Here is a 16,369-nt window from a genome sequence, read left to right on the forward strand (position 1 = left end):
ATATGCAAGCTAAATTCAATCCACTGCAAGTTATTATCAACCCACCTGGAATTCAATTTGGGATGCCAGGAGATACCATTGAACTCTATGTTGTTGTAATCAATCAGGGAAATCAAAGTGCGATTATTGACTTATATTTTGTTTTTGACGAAGTATTTCAAAATTTAACCGACTGGTCTAGTTCTCCTAGAGAAAGTTTAGCATTAGCTCCAGGGCAAAATAGCGACGAAGTAAAATTTGAGTTTCAAATTGCTGCAAATGCTCTCCCCGGAACCTATGACTATACACTAGTCGTAGATTCTCCTCTACATTATCCCCAAGATACTCCTATAACCTTCCCAAATCAAATTAAGGTTCTGCTAAAAGAACAGACAGCAATTCGAGTAAATGATCCGACATTTTCTCTTAGACCTAACACCAACCCCAATAAACCGCTAATTTTCAATCCTAATGAACCTCATCAAGTGGAGGTAATAGTTGATAATCGCTCTTATCTTGTAGATAGGTTTCGCTTGAATTGCCCAGATTTAGATGATGACTGGTTCACAATTAATTATCCCGCAACTGGATTTGAGGGGCCAGGGTTAGTTTCTGACGTGACTGCACTAGAACTCAACCCTGGTACTCAAGGTCAAATATTGTTGAAATTTCACCCACCTGGTGATACCCTCGCAGGAAGCTATTCTCCCACAATCCGCTTGTATTCGGAAAACTCTCCAGACTTGGTACTGCTGGATTTGGTGTATATACAAATTCCAACAAATTATCGCCTAGATATAAAACTTCATACCATCTTGGCACAAGTTAGCCGTAGTCTTGGCAAGTACGAATTATCACTAGCTAACCAGGGTAATATTGTCCGCGAACTGATATTAAACTTAAAAAGTCGAGACGAAGAAGAACTATATACTTACAAATTTGAACCTACTGAAGTAAGATTATTACCTAATAGAAGTGCTGTGGCTAATTTGACGGTCAAACCCAGACCTTGGTGGCGACGACCGTGGTTTGGTGCAGGGCTAGCGCTCAACTTTCAACTCGACATCAAAGACCAACAAAATTTACCTTTACTTAACACATTGCCTCAAGGAACATTGGTATGGAAACACCGCCCTTGGTGGCAATTATTGCTGTTAATTTTAGTAGTTTTGGGTTTATTAGGAGGGATAGGATTCATTATTTGGCGAATTTTAAACCCCGATCCTTTGAGATTAGAAAATTTTAGTGCAAATGACTCTAAAATCACTGAAGGCGACGAAATATCTTTGAAGTGGGACATTCACAATTATCAACAGTTGCAAAAGTTGGTTCTGACGGCCAAAGGTTCGCAACCTATCCAGCCTATTACATACAACTTTAGCAATGGCATTCCTGAAACACTGGGTAAGGGAAGTGCTAATGAAATACCTCCTTGTCAAGTACAAGATAAACAAGAGCTAATTTGTAGCAATGTTAAAACTGGAGTGAAAACAAAAGGTAATTATACTTTTGAGTTACAAGCATTTTATCGTAATGGTAGACAATTATTTTCTCCTAATAACAAAGTAGCTAGCCAAACTACCCAAGTAGAAATAGCTGAAAAACAAATTGCGGAATTACTTAGTTTTCAAGCAGATAAACCACTGTATACAAAAGGTCAAAATATTCTTTTAAGCTGGGCAATTGCCCGTCCATTATTGTTAGCGCAAATTCAACTTGCTGGCAGCGCAGATGATGGTACATTCTATAGTAAGCCAATTACTTATAAATTTAATCAAGGTAATATTACTGATCCGAAACTTCAAAAGCTATGTACACAACAAAATCAACAATTACGATGTACAAATATTCCTTTGTCAGCAACTAAAGCCGGAAATTTTGTATTTGAAATCAAAGCTTTTCCTAATAATGGCAGTCAAAAAACTAGTTTTAAAAAGACTGAATCAAAAATTGGAATATTACCAAAACCATTTAAAATTGTCTCTTTTAGAATCAACGCTAGCGAACAACCAAATTTGGTTCTTAAGGAAGGTGAATCTGCTACCCTGAGTTGGAGAGTAGAGGGAGAAAATATTCAGGTTAAACTTCTACCATACGGCAATGATGTTCCACCAGTTGGTGCAATGAAGCTTCCAGTCAATCAAGCTTTTCCGCCTCAAATCGGACTGCTAGTAAATGATATATCTGGTCAGCAACAACCCCAGCAAAGAGGATTTGCTATTAAAGTCATTAAAAAAGTACAGCCTACTCCTATACCTAGCATTAACCCCCTTGCACCTACTCTCCCATCCAACAGTAGCCCATTTAAAACTCCCTTCCCTCTGAGATAACTTTTTGGGCAATGTGAAAAGCAGAAATATATCAAAGTTGCAAACTGCCTCCAAAATCATCTTCTATGCGATGCCTCAATCCCGAAAATAAAGACTCTTTGTTATGTGGATCTAATTTTATGTATGGCGACTAAGTGTTTAAAGGTGTTAAATATTCATCGACAGTATAAGTTACTTTTGATATAACTTGCCCGGATATCAAGTCTTTAAATTTCCCCGAATCAGTGACCATATTTCCTAAATTTTTCAAGATATATTCTTGTGTTTTTTGGTCTTCATATCGGTCAAGAGATGGAGTATGTTGTTGATAGACTTGCGATAAACTTTGGTACACTTCGTAGCTGGGTTGAAATTCCTTATTCCACAATAAAATTAGGTAGCCATTTTCTTTTAGGGCATTTGCTGCTTTTGGATATCCAACTTCTGGTGATATCCAATGAAAAGAACTCGCGGCTAAAACGGCATCAAATTCAAGTGGCTTGAGTTCCCACTCTTCAAAGGATGTGTTCTGTATCTCTACATTGGAATAGGGTTGACAATTTTGTTGAGCTAACCTGAAAAAATCTGGATTGGGTTCTAAGCAGATTATAGAGAAACCCAATTGAGCGATGCCTACGGCGGGCTTTACCTTACTGTTGCAGTTCCAAGGCCACATTCCACTTCCAGAATTTTTGAGTCAGTGGAGAGTTTAGCAAGTTCCACAACTTGGTGAATCAAATCTTGAGGATAACGTGGTCTTGCCTGATTGTAAGCTTCTGCTGCCGGAGAATACCAATGTTTGTGCTGTTGGAGGCCTGTGCTGGAGTAGCTGATTATTGCTTGTTTTAAGTCTTCCATAATCTATTCAATTCCTGCAAAGAGCGTAATTTGTCTATCGTAGCTTTTGCTAGCTCAATTCCTGGTTTTATGAAAAGCTCTAGGTCTGCGCCCATTTTCAAGCAGAGATTTTCGTAATGGAACTATCTCAGCTTCACTACTCTCGCGTGCTACCCGAATCAGCAATCCAGCAGCTATTAAGCTGGCAATCATAGAATTACCACCATAACTAAACATGGGCAAAGGTAAACCAGTAGTCGGTAGAGAACCTGTTGCAACACCGATGTGGAGCAATGATTGTCCAACCATCAAAATGGTTACGCCGATCGCTACTAATCTATGTACTATATTTTTAGCCTTCAGCGCCACAATTAATCCGAGAGTGGCGAATGTAGCCAAAAGTACCAATAACACCATACTGCCAACAAAGCCAAACTCTTCGGCGAACACTGCAAAAATAAAATCGGTATCTTGAATTGGTAAATAAAACAGCTTTTGTTGAGAAAGCCCATATCCAGCTCCCCAAGTTTTACCAGAACCCACAGCTAGTAGACTTTGCACCAACTGGTAGCCATCTCCTGTAGCATCGGCCCAAGGATTGAGGAATGACATCACCCGTTTACGTTGATACTCTTTGATGCTAATACTGAGTACTGCCAACATCACTCCACCAATTGCTGTTCCTCCCAGGTACTTGTAAGGTAAGCCAGCTGCTAAAGCAATTAGCCAGATAGTCATGCCGCAAAGTGCGCTTGTACTCAAGTTAGGCTGGGCAAGAATCCCTAAAAGTACCAGACCAAAAACACCCAACCAAGCCAAGCGAATCCGCCAACTAATTCGTTCCCACTGACCAAAAAGCCGCGCACTTTGCAACACCAAAAAGGGTTTAATTAATTCTGAAGGTTGAATCGGAATTGGCCCGATCGCAATCCAACGCGCTGCATCAAAAGCCTTTTTTCCCAATCCTGGAATCAGTGTGACAAAAATTAACCCCAAAAACAGCAACAAAAACCAATGGGATAATCCCAAAATTTTCTGCAACGGCGAATTAACAATAATATTGAATCCGATTAAGGAAACTAAGACCCAAAGCAATTGACGTTTAAAGTAGTACAACCCATCATTTTGACGGGCATCAGCGACAGGATATGATGCTGAAAATAGCATGATCAAGCCGACGAACAGCCAAATCAACGTTAACCAGCGCAACAACCGCGCTTCTAATGCCCAGTTGGAGACTGAACTATCAAAAATTGGAATCAGGCGGCGTAGATTCACGATCGGTACAGGTAAAAAGTTAGAAATTAGGAGTTAGAAATAAAACTCATAAATCATAACTTATAACTTATAAGTAGGCTTTACAACCATAAATCTTAGAGTTGTTAACTTCAATACACCACTAGTTCAATATTTCTGACAAATTGCAATCTCTACTCTGCAACAAAAAAGTAATATTTTATACTAATAATTTAGAATTGCTATAGTTAAGAGCGATCGCTCGAAAATTGACTGAAAGTATTCTAAAAGTATTTATCTGAAATAGAGTACATGTACGGAAGTATACAAAAGATATATGTATTATAAAAGCTAATTATATACTTTTCATAGAAATTGATAACCATTGTACTAATTTAGGTGCAGCATAATCATGCCAACACGTATTTTCTTAGCAAATCCAGATATTGATGTTAATATTCCTAGCTATATTGAAGAAGCACTTGATGATATCAAAAATGAAGGGGAGTGTTATATCACCTGGAGTGCAGGTCAGGTAAAGTCAATTAAGGTTGGGGATAAAGCCTACTTGAAAAAAACTGGAAAGGGGAAACGTGGTTTCATTGCGGTAGGAGAAGTAATCAAGACTGAATATGCTGAACATCGCTTGAATAAACTTTCTCAATATCATAATTACTCTGATGCTTATACTCAACATTTCTTTGGAAACTGCCCTACTGTATCAATAAGGCTTGATGAGGTTGTGAGTCTTGATAGTCCTTTAGAAGATAGCTATCTACTAAAATTATCAAGTATGCAGGGGGTCAATCTTGTTAGGTACGGAAGTGGCCAAGAACTAGGTTCTCAGTACGAAGCTGCCCTAGATGCTGAGTGGAAGAAGTACTTTATATAAGGTTAACAAGCTTGATTAAGAGTACCTTGTTTCTATATTACTTAATTACCAGGTTTTTTGTAGTATCAATTCTCAACAAAAAAGAGGTCTTTCTCGACCTCTTACCAATTCCCTAAAATAATATTCTATTTACAGAATTACGACAAGCCAGTATTAGCGCCTTGCTTACCAGTTGCCAGTTCCACCTTGATGATTGTGCCACCGGCTTTTTGAATGCGTTGCTGTTCGCGGAACCAGTTTTCATAAGGAACTAGCTTAGTGAAGTAAGTATTTTGCAGTTCGCGTTGGGTACGAATTCGGGTTTGGCTAGGAACTAGAGCAGTAATTTTAAACAAACGGGACATATTTTGAAAATCTCCTGTATACCTTGTGAAAACTTTTTTATCTCAAAATATTGAGTGCAAATCTTTTAATCATTCAAAGGCTGGAAATCAAACATCAATACTAGACCACCAATACTCATCATTGATAATTTACCAAGATAAGCAATATAACGTTCTAGCACTCACGGCTGATTTCCAGACCTTAATAAAGCCGCACCTAAATTCTTAAGCGCAAACTAGTTCTTAGCTTAAGCCGGAGGAGATATAGTCTAAGTAAACACCCATTTCCTTACCAGCATCAGAACCTACCAAACTGGCGGTTACTTCCTTGATTGCTTGGATAGCTTGTACGGTAGCACCGACGGGAACACCTAAGGAGTTATAGGTTTCTTTCAAGCCATTTAGCACACGCTCATCTAGGATGGAAGGATCGCCAGCCAACATAGCGTAGGTGGCATAGCGGAGGTAATAGTCCAAATCACGGATGCAAGCAGCGTAGCGGCGGGTGGTGTACATGTTACCGCCGGGACGGGTGATGTCAGAGTAAAGCAAAGATTTTGCTACAGCTTCCTTGACGATGGCAGCAGCGTTAGCGCTGATGGTGCTAGCAGCACGTACCCGTAGTTCGCCAGTGGAGAAGTAGCCTTTTAGCTTCTCTAAAGCAGAAGAGTCTAGATATTTACCTTGAACGTCTGCGGAGTTAATGACAGCGGTAATTGCGTCTTGAGCCATGTTGTTAATTCCTTATTTCCAACCGTATTGCAATACTTCTGTTTAAGTAGGTAAACAGCTTTACCCTATCCTAGAAGGGCACCAACTAGGTAGTCGAAGTAGCCAGCAGCTTCACTAGCGTCATCACCAGAGAGGAGTGAGGCAGAGCTATTCTTCAGCCCGCGGATACCTTCAGCAACACCATCGATAGGAGTTCCCAAGGACTTGTACAGTTCACGGGCACCAATAACACCAATTTCTTCGATGGGGGTGACATCACCAGCAACGATACCGTAGGTAACGAGGCGGAGGTAATAATCTAGGTCACGCAGGCAAGTAGCAGTCAATTCTTGACCGTAAGCGTTACCACCAGGAGACACAACATCAGGACGCTTTTGGAACAGTTGATCGCCAGCTTGCTTAACGAGCCGTTCGCGATTTTCTGACAAAACTTGAGCAATCCGCACCCGGCGCTCACCACTTGTAACAAAGGACTTGATCCGATCTAACTCACCAGGGCTGAGGTAGCGAGCTTCTGCATCAGCATTCACGATAGCTTTCGTGACGATACTCATTAATGGATTCCTCCAATACTAATGAAACCAGGATTTGATTAAACTGGTGCGACTTTAAGTTTGGTTTACTGAGTTTGTTTTCTCGTTCTTTTAGACACAACAGTTTTACAACTGCTACGGCTAATAAATTACGAGTTTGCTTGAGTCAACATAAGTACACAAGCTTTCAAACTCAGTTACCTTCCGCAAAACATTTTCCGGCATTCTGTTGAGCATTTATGACTGCTCTTAATACTTTGTAATATTGCTTTTCAGAATTTACTGTTTTAACTGCAATCTGAGAGCGGGATTCCGAAAGGTTACGATGAGGACAGGGGAAAGGTTACAGGGGATAGGGAACAGTAAATAATCTGTACTTTATTCCCTATTCCCTACTCCCTACTCCTTAATCAACCGCAACACTGCCGAGGTAGTTACCTGCTGGCAGAGATGGGAAGCGGTTGTAAGGCACAACATCTTCACCGAAGTAGCGGCTATATTCTGGACTTTCGACTATTGCTTCTACAGCAGCTGACAAACCACTATTGGCTAGCAGCTTGTTGTATTGACCAATTTCTTCCTGAGTTGCAGGTGTACGCCCCAACAGGTGACGGAAGAGGAACTCAATGACCTTAGTATGAGGATAAGGTGATAAGAAGCGCTGGCGATAGATTTGAGAACTAGCTAGTTCACGCACAAACTCCCGCACGGAAATTTCACCATTTTGGAGTTTGCTATCTAGGTCAGTGCGACGGAAATTATCAGGCACTTCACCGCTAAATACATCCAATACTTGACGATAAATGGCGTTGATTGCCTGTTGTTTTTCGGCTTGATTGGTGTTTTCTGTTAGATGGTAAATGCGTGCATGTTTACGCACACCCTGTTCCACGGATTGTCCGCTACCATCGTTATAGGAACGACCCAGTTCAGCAAAGGATGGCTGACCATTTGTTTGTGCTGCGATATCTGCGATCGCCTGTCTTGAAAGCGCTGTATCATTACTAACTCCGACGCGGGCTTGCACTGGCTTAAAGCTCGGTACAACTACGTCATCGTTTTGCTTGGTAAGCTGGTTGTACAACTTCTCCGTATTCGGGAAGTTTGCCGCAGGTAGGGTCGGGAAGCGACGGTAAGGTACCGTATCTTCACCAAATACCTGGTTATATTCCACACTATCTACCAGGGCACCGATAAAAGCACGTATACCTTGAGTAGCCAAAATCTGGTTATACTTGCGGATTTCTGCTTGGTCTAGTGGCGCACGTCCCAGGAAGTGTTTGGTTCCCAACTCAATCACTTTGGTGTTGGGGTAGGGTGTGTAGAACTCTTTCAGGTAGAGGTTAGAGTAACCCAAACCTTCAATAAATTCCTTGACGCTGATTTCGCCGTTCCCCAGCTTGCTTTCCCATTTTGTAAATTCGTTTTTGGCAATGTAGGGGGCAATATCCCGCTCAAATATCTGACGATACGCAGCGCTAATCAAAGTTTTTACTGCAACTTTGTCACTGGTATTCGCCACCAACTTGAAGATTTTGGTTTGTTCTCGTTGCTTGCTGACACCTTGGTTAATGCGGAACTGAATATCTGGTTCTGACCGTTGTTCTGTGACTGTACCCAGTGTCACAAAGCTTGGTATTACTTCCTTCTGGACTTTCGCGGCAATATCATCACGAATGCTACCAACGCGTAATTGTCGCCCTGATACACCACCAGGAGTCAGATACCGTTCGTAAGGAATTGTATCTTCACCAAAGGCTTCGCTATATTCTACGCTGTTAATAATGGCATCAACTACCGCGTAAAAGCCTTGTTTTGCAGCGATATCAAAGTACTTATTGATTTCTTGACGACCATAAGTCGGACGACCCAACAAGCGGCGGTGAATATACTCGATCGCTTTACAAACATACAGCGATGACCAGTACAGGTTACGGAATACATCCGATTTAGCTAAAGCACGGATAAATTCCCGCACGGATATGTCGCCGTTTTCCAGCTTGATTTCTAATACCTTCGGGCGCTGACCTTCGTAGAGATCGCGACCGAAAACTTGCAGGTAAGCAGCTTTAATCAAAGCTTGCGTGGAGCTTTCGGAGAATCTGACGCTAGAATTTTTGGCAGCCTTTTTACCTCTAGTACCAGGCAGTTGGTCTAATTTGAACACCTTGGGGCCAAGGGTACCAGGCGCTTCACCTCGCGCTCTGGGATTACTATTTTGGTTATTAATCCCTGCTCCTTGGTGAATCAGAATGCGTTTGGTATCCTTGCTAAAAGGAGCCGGACTGGTACTGGGGTTGCGAGTTTCTTTCGGGAAAATCGCCCCAAACTGAATTTCCAAGGGGTCGTTACCAGAACCGTAAGGATGTTGATCTGGTAGCGGTTGCTCGTAAGCCGCAAATGTGGTGATGAACTGAGGTATCTTGCGGAAAGGCGCACTGTAGTTAAACAGGTCTTGCTGCGGTCCCCAGTTGCGACATTCTTGTGCTTCTTGACCCAGACCCCGCAGGTAGGGTACTGTTTCTTCACCAAAATAGTCGCTGTATTCAGCAGAATCTACTAAGGCATCTACTAAGGCTGGTAGACCACCATTAGAAATAATTGAGAAGTATTTTTGTACTTCTTCGCGGCTACTTGGCCCCCGTCCTAAAATGTGACGAAAAGCTAGTTCGATGACTCGGCTGTTAATAAAAGGCTGGTAAAACTGTTTTTGGTAAAGAGGAGATTTAGCTAGACGACGGACAAACCCCTTCATGGAGATGTCGCCATTTTTTACCTTGGATTCTAGGTCAGATACGGACAAGCTATAAGCACGGGTAATGTCGCGCTCAAAGATTTGCCGATATGCGGCCTTGATTACCTCATTTTTTTCACTACTTGATAACCCAGTCTTCATCACAAACTTGGGACGCCGTTCTGCCGCATTAAAGTAAATTTGCGGCAATTCTAACCCTTGCTGGTCACTAGAAGGACGTTGGCGCACTTTATTTGAGGGTGTGGCTGCTTTGAATTCTGTTAACAAAACATCCATGTACTGAGACACAATTTCTGTACCCTCAGCATCATTGCGGAAAAATGAAAGTGACCCGGCTTTGATTTCCTGCAAAGCTACTAGCGTTGCTTCACCAGAGCAGGCATTTTCAATGATTTCCCGCAAACCCCTTGTATTCACCGCTATGATGTTGGGGTCGCCAGCAATGATCGCATAAGTAGCGTAGCGCAAGAACCAGGATAAATCCCGCAAGCTCTTGGCCATGTTGCTTGGCCCATATCGAGCAATGTTAATTGGTCTGAAACCTGGAGGTGTCGGGCCACTGGGGGATGAGTTAAATATTGATCGTAAATTTTCTAGGAACCCGCCACGGCTTTCAACGTAGGTTACAGTTCCCAGTTGCATCCCTTGCTGAACATTAGCACCAGCACTAACAGGTACTATTTCTATTTCTCTGGGCTTTTCTAAAAAAGCCATTGGCGAACCACCGACAAAAATCCGGTTAGCAGCTCGAGATACGATAATCTCGGCATTTTCTGTCAGCCTCTGGGAAATTTCTAGACGCTTTGCACCAGATGCGAAATAGCTTGCCAGTTCATCTAATTCACCATTTCCCAAGAAGCGGTCTTGCTGCTCGGCTTGGGTAATTGTGGATACAGGTAGGGTTTGATATAGTTGCGGACGCGCAACCGAAGTTCCACCACTCGCCTTAACACTCATCGGATTTGTAAAACTCCCATCATAAGCGTTTATATGTTAAGTCTGGATTGTTTGTTTTGAGGCTTGACACATCGCTGTGTTTATGCTATATGAGCTTGAGAGTATTGCCTGCAAAACTGCCAGTAAATTAACCCAGTTAGCTTTTAGATTAGAACGTTTTGCGTTCTCAAGGCGGATTTATTAAGAAGTATGTACAACCTGTATCTTAAATGTCTCCAGTCTCAAAAGTGCATACTCCAATTTGTCTGAGATTAAGTCTAAGTTTTGTAACTAAGTAGTAGGTTGGAAACTGTCTACTAATTTCTTTTTTATTTAAACGCAAAGGGGCGCAGAGGGAAGCGCAGAGGCACGCAGAGAATTAGCTATGGATTAATTAAAGGTTGTACTTAGTCACTGGACAGTGTTTATTAGTCGATGTTAAGTTGTTTTTGCTACTGGTAACTCCTATTCACAACTGCACCGTAGGGAAAGTAATTCTTAATTTGTGATGGTTTAATTTGCAAATAGTCAGTATTTACATGCAGGGTAAATACGATAGGGAAAAGTTGTAAATTTGACTACTTATTCAATGCTACCCTATCTGCGATCGCAGTTATTTTGGCTGTCACTCCTGCAAATGCACTACCAGAGCAAAACATCAATAACGTTGTGAAGTGGGCAAAGACTAGACCTCAACTACCAACTCTGAGATACAACAGCGAAGCCCACGGCTACGAGGGTACAAAAGGAAATTTATACTTCTATGCTGATGTCACTTCTCAAAATGGGACAGTGACTAAAGAAGGAATAACCGTTAGTGGTGATAAACGCCTCAAATTCACCACAAAAAATGCCAATGCAGTGAAACTGTTACAAAATATTTATAATTCTAATATTGCCAATGACTTTCAGAAGTCTCGCTATGTCAGCAAAGTTGGACGTGACCAGTTTTATCGTGGACAAAAGTTTGCTTACATAGCTGCTGAGGTTCAGGGTGGGTCATCATTGCAGATAATTCCCTTGAATAAGTTGAAAGAGTTTATAGATAATGCAAAATATTGTCAAACCAATCAGTGCGACGTTTAATTAGGGATTTCCAAGAAATAAACTAACCACAGAGACGCAAAAAACACAGACAGAGGAGAAATAGAGAGGATTTTTGTGTAAATTCCTAAAGGTTTATAGTCAGCACAAAACGTGCTAATTTGAGAGTTTGAGCCTCTCTACGAAACGCTACGCTAACACGTAAAAACTAAAGGTTAGTAGTAAGTAGGTCAGCAGTTATAATCAATATAAAACTTCAAGGTTCAACATATTATGAGTTTAACTGTAAAAACTTATCCTAACAATACTGCACCCAAGTTAAATTATGATGTGCTGATTGAAAATCAACCAGATGGCGGAGTTAGTGCGACAGTACTAGGCTTGCCAGATTTTAAAGGCTCTGGTGTGACTAAAGAAGAAGCGCTAGAGAAACTAATTCAACTTTTACAAGAGCGAAAACCAGAAATAGTAACTTTGGAAATTGAACCTCCCCAAACTGAACATCCTTGGATGAAATTTGTGGGTATGTTCAAAGATGATCCGCAATTTGACGAGGTGCTAGCATATATAGAAGCTGATCGTCGTGAACTTGACGCACAAATGGAGGAATATTATCGGCAACTTGATGCGGAGAATGAAACTAAGTGAGTTTATGGATACTTGATACGGGTCACGTCTCACTTTTTCGAAAACGGCATCCAGTTGTAACCCAGCGTATCAATGCAGTCAATACTGAAAACATTGCCATAACAATAATTACAGTTGAAGAACAACTGCGTGGGAGGTTTAATGTAATCAGAAAGGCTTCGTCATCTGATGCATTGCTATTAGCTTACGCAAAGCTACAGGCTACTTTAGAGTTTTTCAAAAACGTGCGATCGCAAGGATTTAACGAGTATGCTATTAATTGTTACGAAGACTTGATTCGTCAAAGAATCCGCATTGGTACTCAAGATTTACGCATTGCAGTAATTACGCTGTCAGTAAATGGTATTTTCGTTACTCGCAACCGGAAAGATTTTGAGAAAGATCCTAATTTGCGTTTATAAGATTGGACTATATCTTAAAATTTATAAACTAAAACACTGCGTCATCTAGTACTCCTCAGAATTTAATTTAATCTGAGTTTGAACGCCAAATTAGTTTAATATTTATTGAGTTATTCTGGACAAAGTTTCTTTAATTTTTAGTTTATTTACAATACTTTCTTCCAAAAGATGATAGAGAAAATGAGGTGTATTCAAATTAGCTGAGTGTAAAATTTTTTGATAAACTTGGCAAGCTGAACCATCATTTAAAATCCTGTCGTGAATGATTCTTGTCCATTCAGGTGCATTGATCATTAATTGGGGTACAACTTTAATAAAAGCCGTAATTTGTCCTTCTATATCAAAAGATTCGAGGAAATGAATTAAGCTGAACATCACTTCTGGCTGTTGACATTGATCATCTAAAACAAGATGATATGCAGATAAATTTTGCTCATCAGGATTATCAGCTATTTCAGCTAAAGCATTTTCAAAGTCGGTAACTTGCTGTTGAGTTTGCATCAAGCGATTTTCTCTTAGAATTGCCAATAGATTGTTTTGATTCATCGGTTTCAACCTACTTTCTCAAAAATCCCTTGCCAAGTTAGTCTATTCAGGTTAATTAAACCTTGCAAACTTTTCCTGATTTCTCTATTGTACAAACCTTGACGAAGATAAATAGAACGCACATCCCAAAGTTCTTGAGCCAATGTTTTTCTTGCTGATAAGCTTAAATTAGGAGATTTACCGTAAGAAATTGTTTGCCGATGACGACCTCCTTTTCCTGGTGATAAATGTTCCATCATAATGGCAATTCCTTTATTTGTAGTATAACCAGGAACTTTAGCTTTCATAAAAGCATCCGCAGGTATATGATGAGGTGTAAGGTTATCGCCTCTACGTCCTAGTTTGAGTAAGTCCCCATAACTACCTATACTGCCCTCTCTGGGAATAAGTTAACGTTGATTATTAATAATGTTTTACTCCATATTCGCTATTTCTATTGATTAGTATTCTAATTATCAAGGTAAATTAACTTATCTATTTATAGCTCAATACGATTCAGTTAGACCTAAAAACCTTATACTGCGTTATTAGCTTACGCAAAACTACAGGCTACTTTAGAGTTTTTCAAAAATGTGCGATCGCTAGGATTTGACGAGTATGCTATTAATTATTATATTGACGTAAAATTTAGAAATTCACTCATATATTTCTCTTGATATTATTTAACATCTTTGAGGATTTCCCTAGCTTTTTCGTTTCCTAAGCTTGCAGATTTCCGTAAATCTTCCATTCCTTGATACTTGTTCCCATTCAAATAATGACTAGCACCCCGTAAAAAGTAGGCTTCGTCATTATTGTGATTTATCTTAATTGCTTCGTTACAGTCATCTACTGCCTCACTATAATCTTTCAATGAAAAATACACTGAACAACGTTTTACGTAGTCTTTTTCAAGGTTGGAATTTTTTGTAGAATTAAAATTGTTAGCAAAAATAATCACTGAAGCTGCTAAAATACTCAGTAAAACTGCTTCTATTAAAGTAAGAGCAATCTTTTTATAAGGGATAGTTGGTCGGTTTTTGTAGGCTTGCATAGAGTTGGGATCAATACGCAAAACTTGGTTGTAATCGTCTATTGCTCCCTGTTTGTCCAATGCAGAACGTGCAAGCCCCGTGCTATAGGCGGCATAGGCATGGCTAGGATTAATCTTGAGAGCTTGGTTGTAATCATCTATCGCCCCTTGATTGTCTCCCAACTTATAACGAGCAAACCCCCGGTTACTGTAGGCATCGGCATGGTTAGGATTAATCTTGAGAGCTTGGTTGTAATCATCTATCGCCCCTTGGTTGTCTCCCAAGTTATAACGGGCAACTCCTGATTTGATGTAGGTATTGGCATCTTTATCTTTGTAAGAGGTGTATTTTTTAGCAAAGCCAGGAAATATATCAATACCAAGTTTTGTAGAACGATCGCACCAATAACACTTACCATAAGTTCGGGTGTAGTAGTGGCTGTCTACCTTTCCACAGATAGTTAACTCATTAACAGCAAGTCTGAGCGCCTTTACCCAATCCCCAGCAGTTGGGCGCAAGTTAGAATTTTTATAACCATCATTAAAGCATCTGAGAAAACATCGCTGAACTTCTGGGTGAATAATCTCAAGAGGAATTGTGATATCTACAGGTTGAATCAAACTGTTTGGTGCATACACCCATAAACCCTGACGGATACGATCATTAGTTTCTGGAGTTTCCCCCGCGCCTATCCACTTTCCTGTAAAAGGAGTTTGACCACCAAATAACAATTGATAGATAATCACTGCTAACCGGAAGCGATCATGTACTTCAGTTTGATCAATGCTAGAAAAATCTTTATCAATCAGTTCCGGTGGTGTAAAGCCCTCTGAACCAACTAGACAACGATAAACCTTATTATTTTTCGGATTCCGAACCTGAAAGGAGTCAGTATCAATAATTGAAGGTAAAGCGCGATCGTTTACAAGAATATTTTGCGGCTTGATGTCACCCAAAACATAGCCAGAAATGTGAATTGCTTCAATAATTGAGGCGATATTCAGCGCTGTTGTGTGCAGAAAACGCCAATCAACCTCAAGTTTCAAAGCCTTTCTTTTTTTGGGATTGTATACATCAATAAGTTCTTTTCCCTCCTTAATTTCCGGCATCAAAAAGCCCACGCAATTAGCCTGAGCATCTTTCAGTACCGACTTAGGCCAAGCAAAAGAAATATGATTGAGGTGAGAGTTTGGCTCTTTGGGTCGGTGCGCTATCATCACCGCCAACTTTTGCACATGCTCAGGAGTTGGCAAGTGGTAAATTTTTGCTAAGTAACCATTGCAATTAGTTCGCCAAACCTTAGCTTCACCACTATCAGCGATCCGTTCACCCAGCAGAGTAATCGATTGTCCCGTACTGGCACAGGTGAAAACTGTCATCGAATTTTACTCTCTATTAAACAAGCACAAAAGTAAGGTTTTATCATCATCAGTGCGAGAATTTAGCCGTTCAGAGTTGAGGAATTCCGTCAGATATTTATCCTCCTTTGGATTAACACTTTCATGCAAGTATTCCTCCAAAGGTTTAAAGAAAGGTGAGAAAGGTTGCCAGTCGCTCAAGCGAATTGCTACTTTTTCTAGTCCATCAGTGGAAGCACAAATAAACTCTTGTTTTTCGGGAATGACCTCTACCTGCATTTCTTTTAGTGCATTTGTTGAGGTAATAAAAGTTGTTTCATTAGCAAACTCACCTTTATCTGGCTGAAACAACAGTTGATATTCTGAATCTTGAGAACGCACCACAATAAATCCATCCCCGATTTGCATAGCTGCAACCCAGTCAGGAGTTGCCAGAAAAACCAACAAGGTACAAGCTAAATCATTGATAGAATAATCTTCGTCATCTGCTTGCTTGTGTAATTCTGTAATAACTTGGTTTACAATCTTAGCAAACACTTTCTGAGCTTCTTCTTTGTCAAGTGGTTGAGAAAAAGCTTGCTTATGAGGAAATTCATTAATATCAGAAAAGTATTTCAGTACCGTTTCTACCGCCAACCGAGAACCAACATCAGAATGTTTAGCACTACCAGCACCATCAGCAACAGCGCCTACAATCACATCATCAAAGATGCAATATTTCCCATAATCTTGACAAACTATCCCCTGCTTTTGATGACTTGTTCCAATCTCGTAACCCGCAACAGCTTTCCACTTCTTCACAAAATTTCCTCTAACTGATAATTTGA

Annotated in this window: 15 protein-coding genes and 1 pseudogene; 5 read left to right on the forward strand and 11 right to left on the reverse strand. The window is 40.4% G+C overall.

The genetic code is table 11. The annotated features are described in order from the left end of the window. Nucleotides 1–2 precede the first annotated feature (2 nt). Nucleotides 3–2,309: a COG1470 family protein gene (locus tag NLP_RS20545; RefSeq protein WP_104908007.1), complete on the forward strand. Its 2,307-nt coding sequence runs from the start codon at nucleotides 3–5 to the stop codon at nucleotides 2,307–2,309. Between the two features lie 130 nt (nucleotides 2,310–2,439). Here NLP_RS20545 and NLP_RS20550 read toward each other — a convergent pair whose 3' ends face one another. From NLP_RS20550 to NLP_RS20555, 3 genes are read right to left on the reverse strand one after another with little or no spacing between them, the layout of a single operon-like run. Continuing rightward, nucleotides 2,440–2,964, reverse strand: coding sequence for a class I SAM-dependent methyltransferase (locus tag NLP_RS20550; RefSeq protein WP_325034687.1), 525 nt, complete (start codon nucleotides 2,962–2,964; stop codon nucleotides 2,440–2,442). Then, nucleotides 2,934–3,146, reverse strand: a complete 213-nt coding sequence (locus NLP_RS35845; protein ID WP_325034688.1) for a hypothetical protein — start codon at nucleotides 3,144–3,146, stop codon at nucleotides 2,934–2,936. Before NLP_RS35845 ends, NLP_RS20550 begins: the two co-directional genes overlap by 31 nt. Before the next feature lie 54 nt (nucleotides 3,147–3,200). Continuing rightward, a complete protein-coding gene (locus NLP_RS20555; protein ID WP_104908008.1) occupies nucleotides 3,201–4,403 on the reverse strand; it encodes an FtsW/RodA/SpoVE family cell cycle protein in 1,203 nt (400 codons plus the stop codon). Nucleotides 4,404–4,773: 370 nt separating this feature from the next. Here NLP_RS20555 and NLP_RS20560 point away from each other — a divergent pair, with 370 nt between their 5' ends. Then, the gene (locus tag NLP_RS20560) at nucleotides 4,774–5,253 is read left to right on the forward strand and encodes an EVE domain-containing protein (protein WP_104908009.1); all 480 of its coding nucleotides are present in this window, start codon (nucleotides 4,774–4,776) and stop codon (nucleotides 5,251–5,253) included. Between the two features lie 137 nt (nucleotides 5,254–5,390). Here the strand turns inward: NLP_RS20560 and NLP_RS20565 are convergent, their stop codons facing one another. From NLP_RS20565 to NLP_RS20580, 4 genes and pseudogenes are all read right to left on the reverse strand, one after another. Next, nucleotides 5,391–5,597: a phycobilisome linker polypeptide gene (locus NLP_RS20565; protein ID WP_094349821.1), complete on the reverse strand. Its 207-nt coding sequence runs from the start codon at nucleotides 5,595–5,597 to the stop codon at nucleotides 5,391–5,393. A 222-nt stretch (nucleotides 5,598–5,819) separates the two neighbouring features. Next, nucleotides 5,820–6,308: an allophycocyanin subunit beta gene (gene apcB / locus NLP_RS20570; RefSeq protein ID WP_104908010.1), complete on the reverse strand. Its 489-nt coding sequence runs from the start codon at nucleotides 6,306–6,308 to the stop codon at nucleotides 5,820–5,822. 65 nt (nucleotides 6,309–6,373) lie between these two features. Beyond that, the gene (apcA, locus tag NLP_RS20575) at nucleotides 6,374–6,862 is read right to left on the reverse strand and encodes an allophycocyanin subunit alpha (protein ID WP_104908011.1); all 489 of its coding nucleotides are present in this window, start codon (nucleotides 6,860–6,862) and stop codon (nucleotides 6,374–6,376) included. Nucleotides 6,863–7,259: 397 nt separating this feature from the next. Then, nucleotides 7,260–10,553 (reverse strand): annotated as a pseudogene (locus NLP_RS20580) (phycobilisome rod-core linker polypeptide); the annotation flags it as partial. A gap of 597 nt (nucleotides 10,554–11,150) precedes the next feature. Here NLP_RS20580 and NLP_RS20585 point away from each other — a divergent pair. The 3 genes from NLP_RS20585 to NLP_RS20595 all read left to right on the forward strand — a co-directional run bounded on the left by NLP_RS20585 (nucleotide 11,151) and on the right by NLP_RS20595 (nucleotide 12,625). Continuing rightward, complete coding sequence (locus tag NLP_RS20585) at nucleotides 11,151–11,618, forward strand: hypothetical protein (RefSeq protein WP_234017002.1); 468 nt, start codon at nucleotides 11,151–11,153, stop codon at nucleotides 11,616–11,618. A gap of 231 nt (nucleotides 11,619–11,849) precedes the next feature. After that, nucleotides 11,850–12,224 (forward strand): hypothetical protein, encoded by a 375-nt coding sequence (locus NLP_RS20590; protein WP_104908014.1) that lies wholly within the window; start codon nucleotides 11,850–11,852, stop codon nucleotides 12,222–12,224. After that, nucleotides 12,221–12,625, forward strand: a complete 405-nt coding sequence (locus NLP_RS20595; RefSeq protein WP_104908015.1) for a type II toxin-antitoxin system VapC family toxin — start codon at nucleotides 12,221–12,223, stop codon at nucleotides 12,623–12,625. Before NLP_RS20590 ends, NLP_RS20595 begins: the two co-directional genes overlap by 4 nt. A 102-nt stretch (nucleotides 12,626–12,727) precedes the next feature. Here the strand turns inward: NLP_RS20595 and NLP_RS20600 are convergent, their stop codons facing one another. The 4 genes from NLP_RS20600 to NLP_RS20615 form a co-directional block, all read right to left on the reverse strand. Continuing rightward, nucleotides 12,728–13,171: an Imm30 family immunity protein gene (locus NLP_RS20600; RefSeq protein ID WP_104908016.1), complete on the reverse strand. Its 444-nt coding sequence runs from the start codon at nucleotides 13,169–13,171 to the stop codon at nucleotides 12,728–12,730. Nucleotides 13,172–13,176: 5 nt separating this feature from the next. Continuing rightward, nucleotides 13,177–13,458: a hypothetical protein gene (locus NLP_RS20605; RefSeq protein ID WP_104908017.1), complete on the reverse strand. Its 282-nt coding sequence runs from the start codon at nucleotides 13,456–13,458 to the stop codon at nucleotides 13,177–13,179. Nucleotides 13,459–13,829: 371 nt separating this feature from the next. After that, nucleotides 13,830–15,563, reverse strand: a complete 1,734-nt coding sequence (locus NLP_RS20610) for a tetratricopeptide repeat protein (RefSeq protein WP_104908018.1) — start codon at nucleotides 15,561–15,563, stop codon at nucleotides 13,830–13,832. Between the two features lie 6 nt (nucleotides 15,564–15,569). Beyond that, on the reverse strand, nucleotides 15,570–16,343 hold the full coding sequence (locus NLP_RS20615; protein WP_104908019.1) for a PP2C family serine/threonine-protein phosphatase: 774 nt from the start codon (nucleotides 16,341–16,343) through the stop codon (nucleotides 15,570–15,572). Between the last annotated feature and the right edge of the window lie 26 nt (nucleotides 16,344–16,369).

This window comes from Nostoc sp. 'Lobaria pulmonaria (5183) cyanobiont' (assembly GCF_002949795.1).
Lineage (GTDB): Bacteria > Cyanobacteriota > Cyanobacteriia > Cyanobacteriales > Nostocaceae > Nostoc.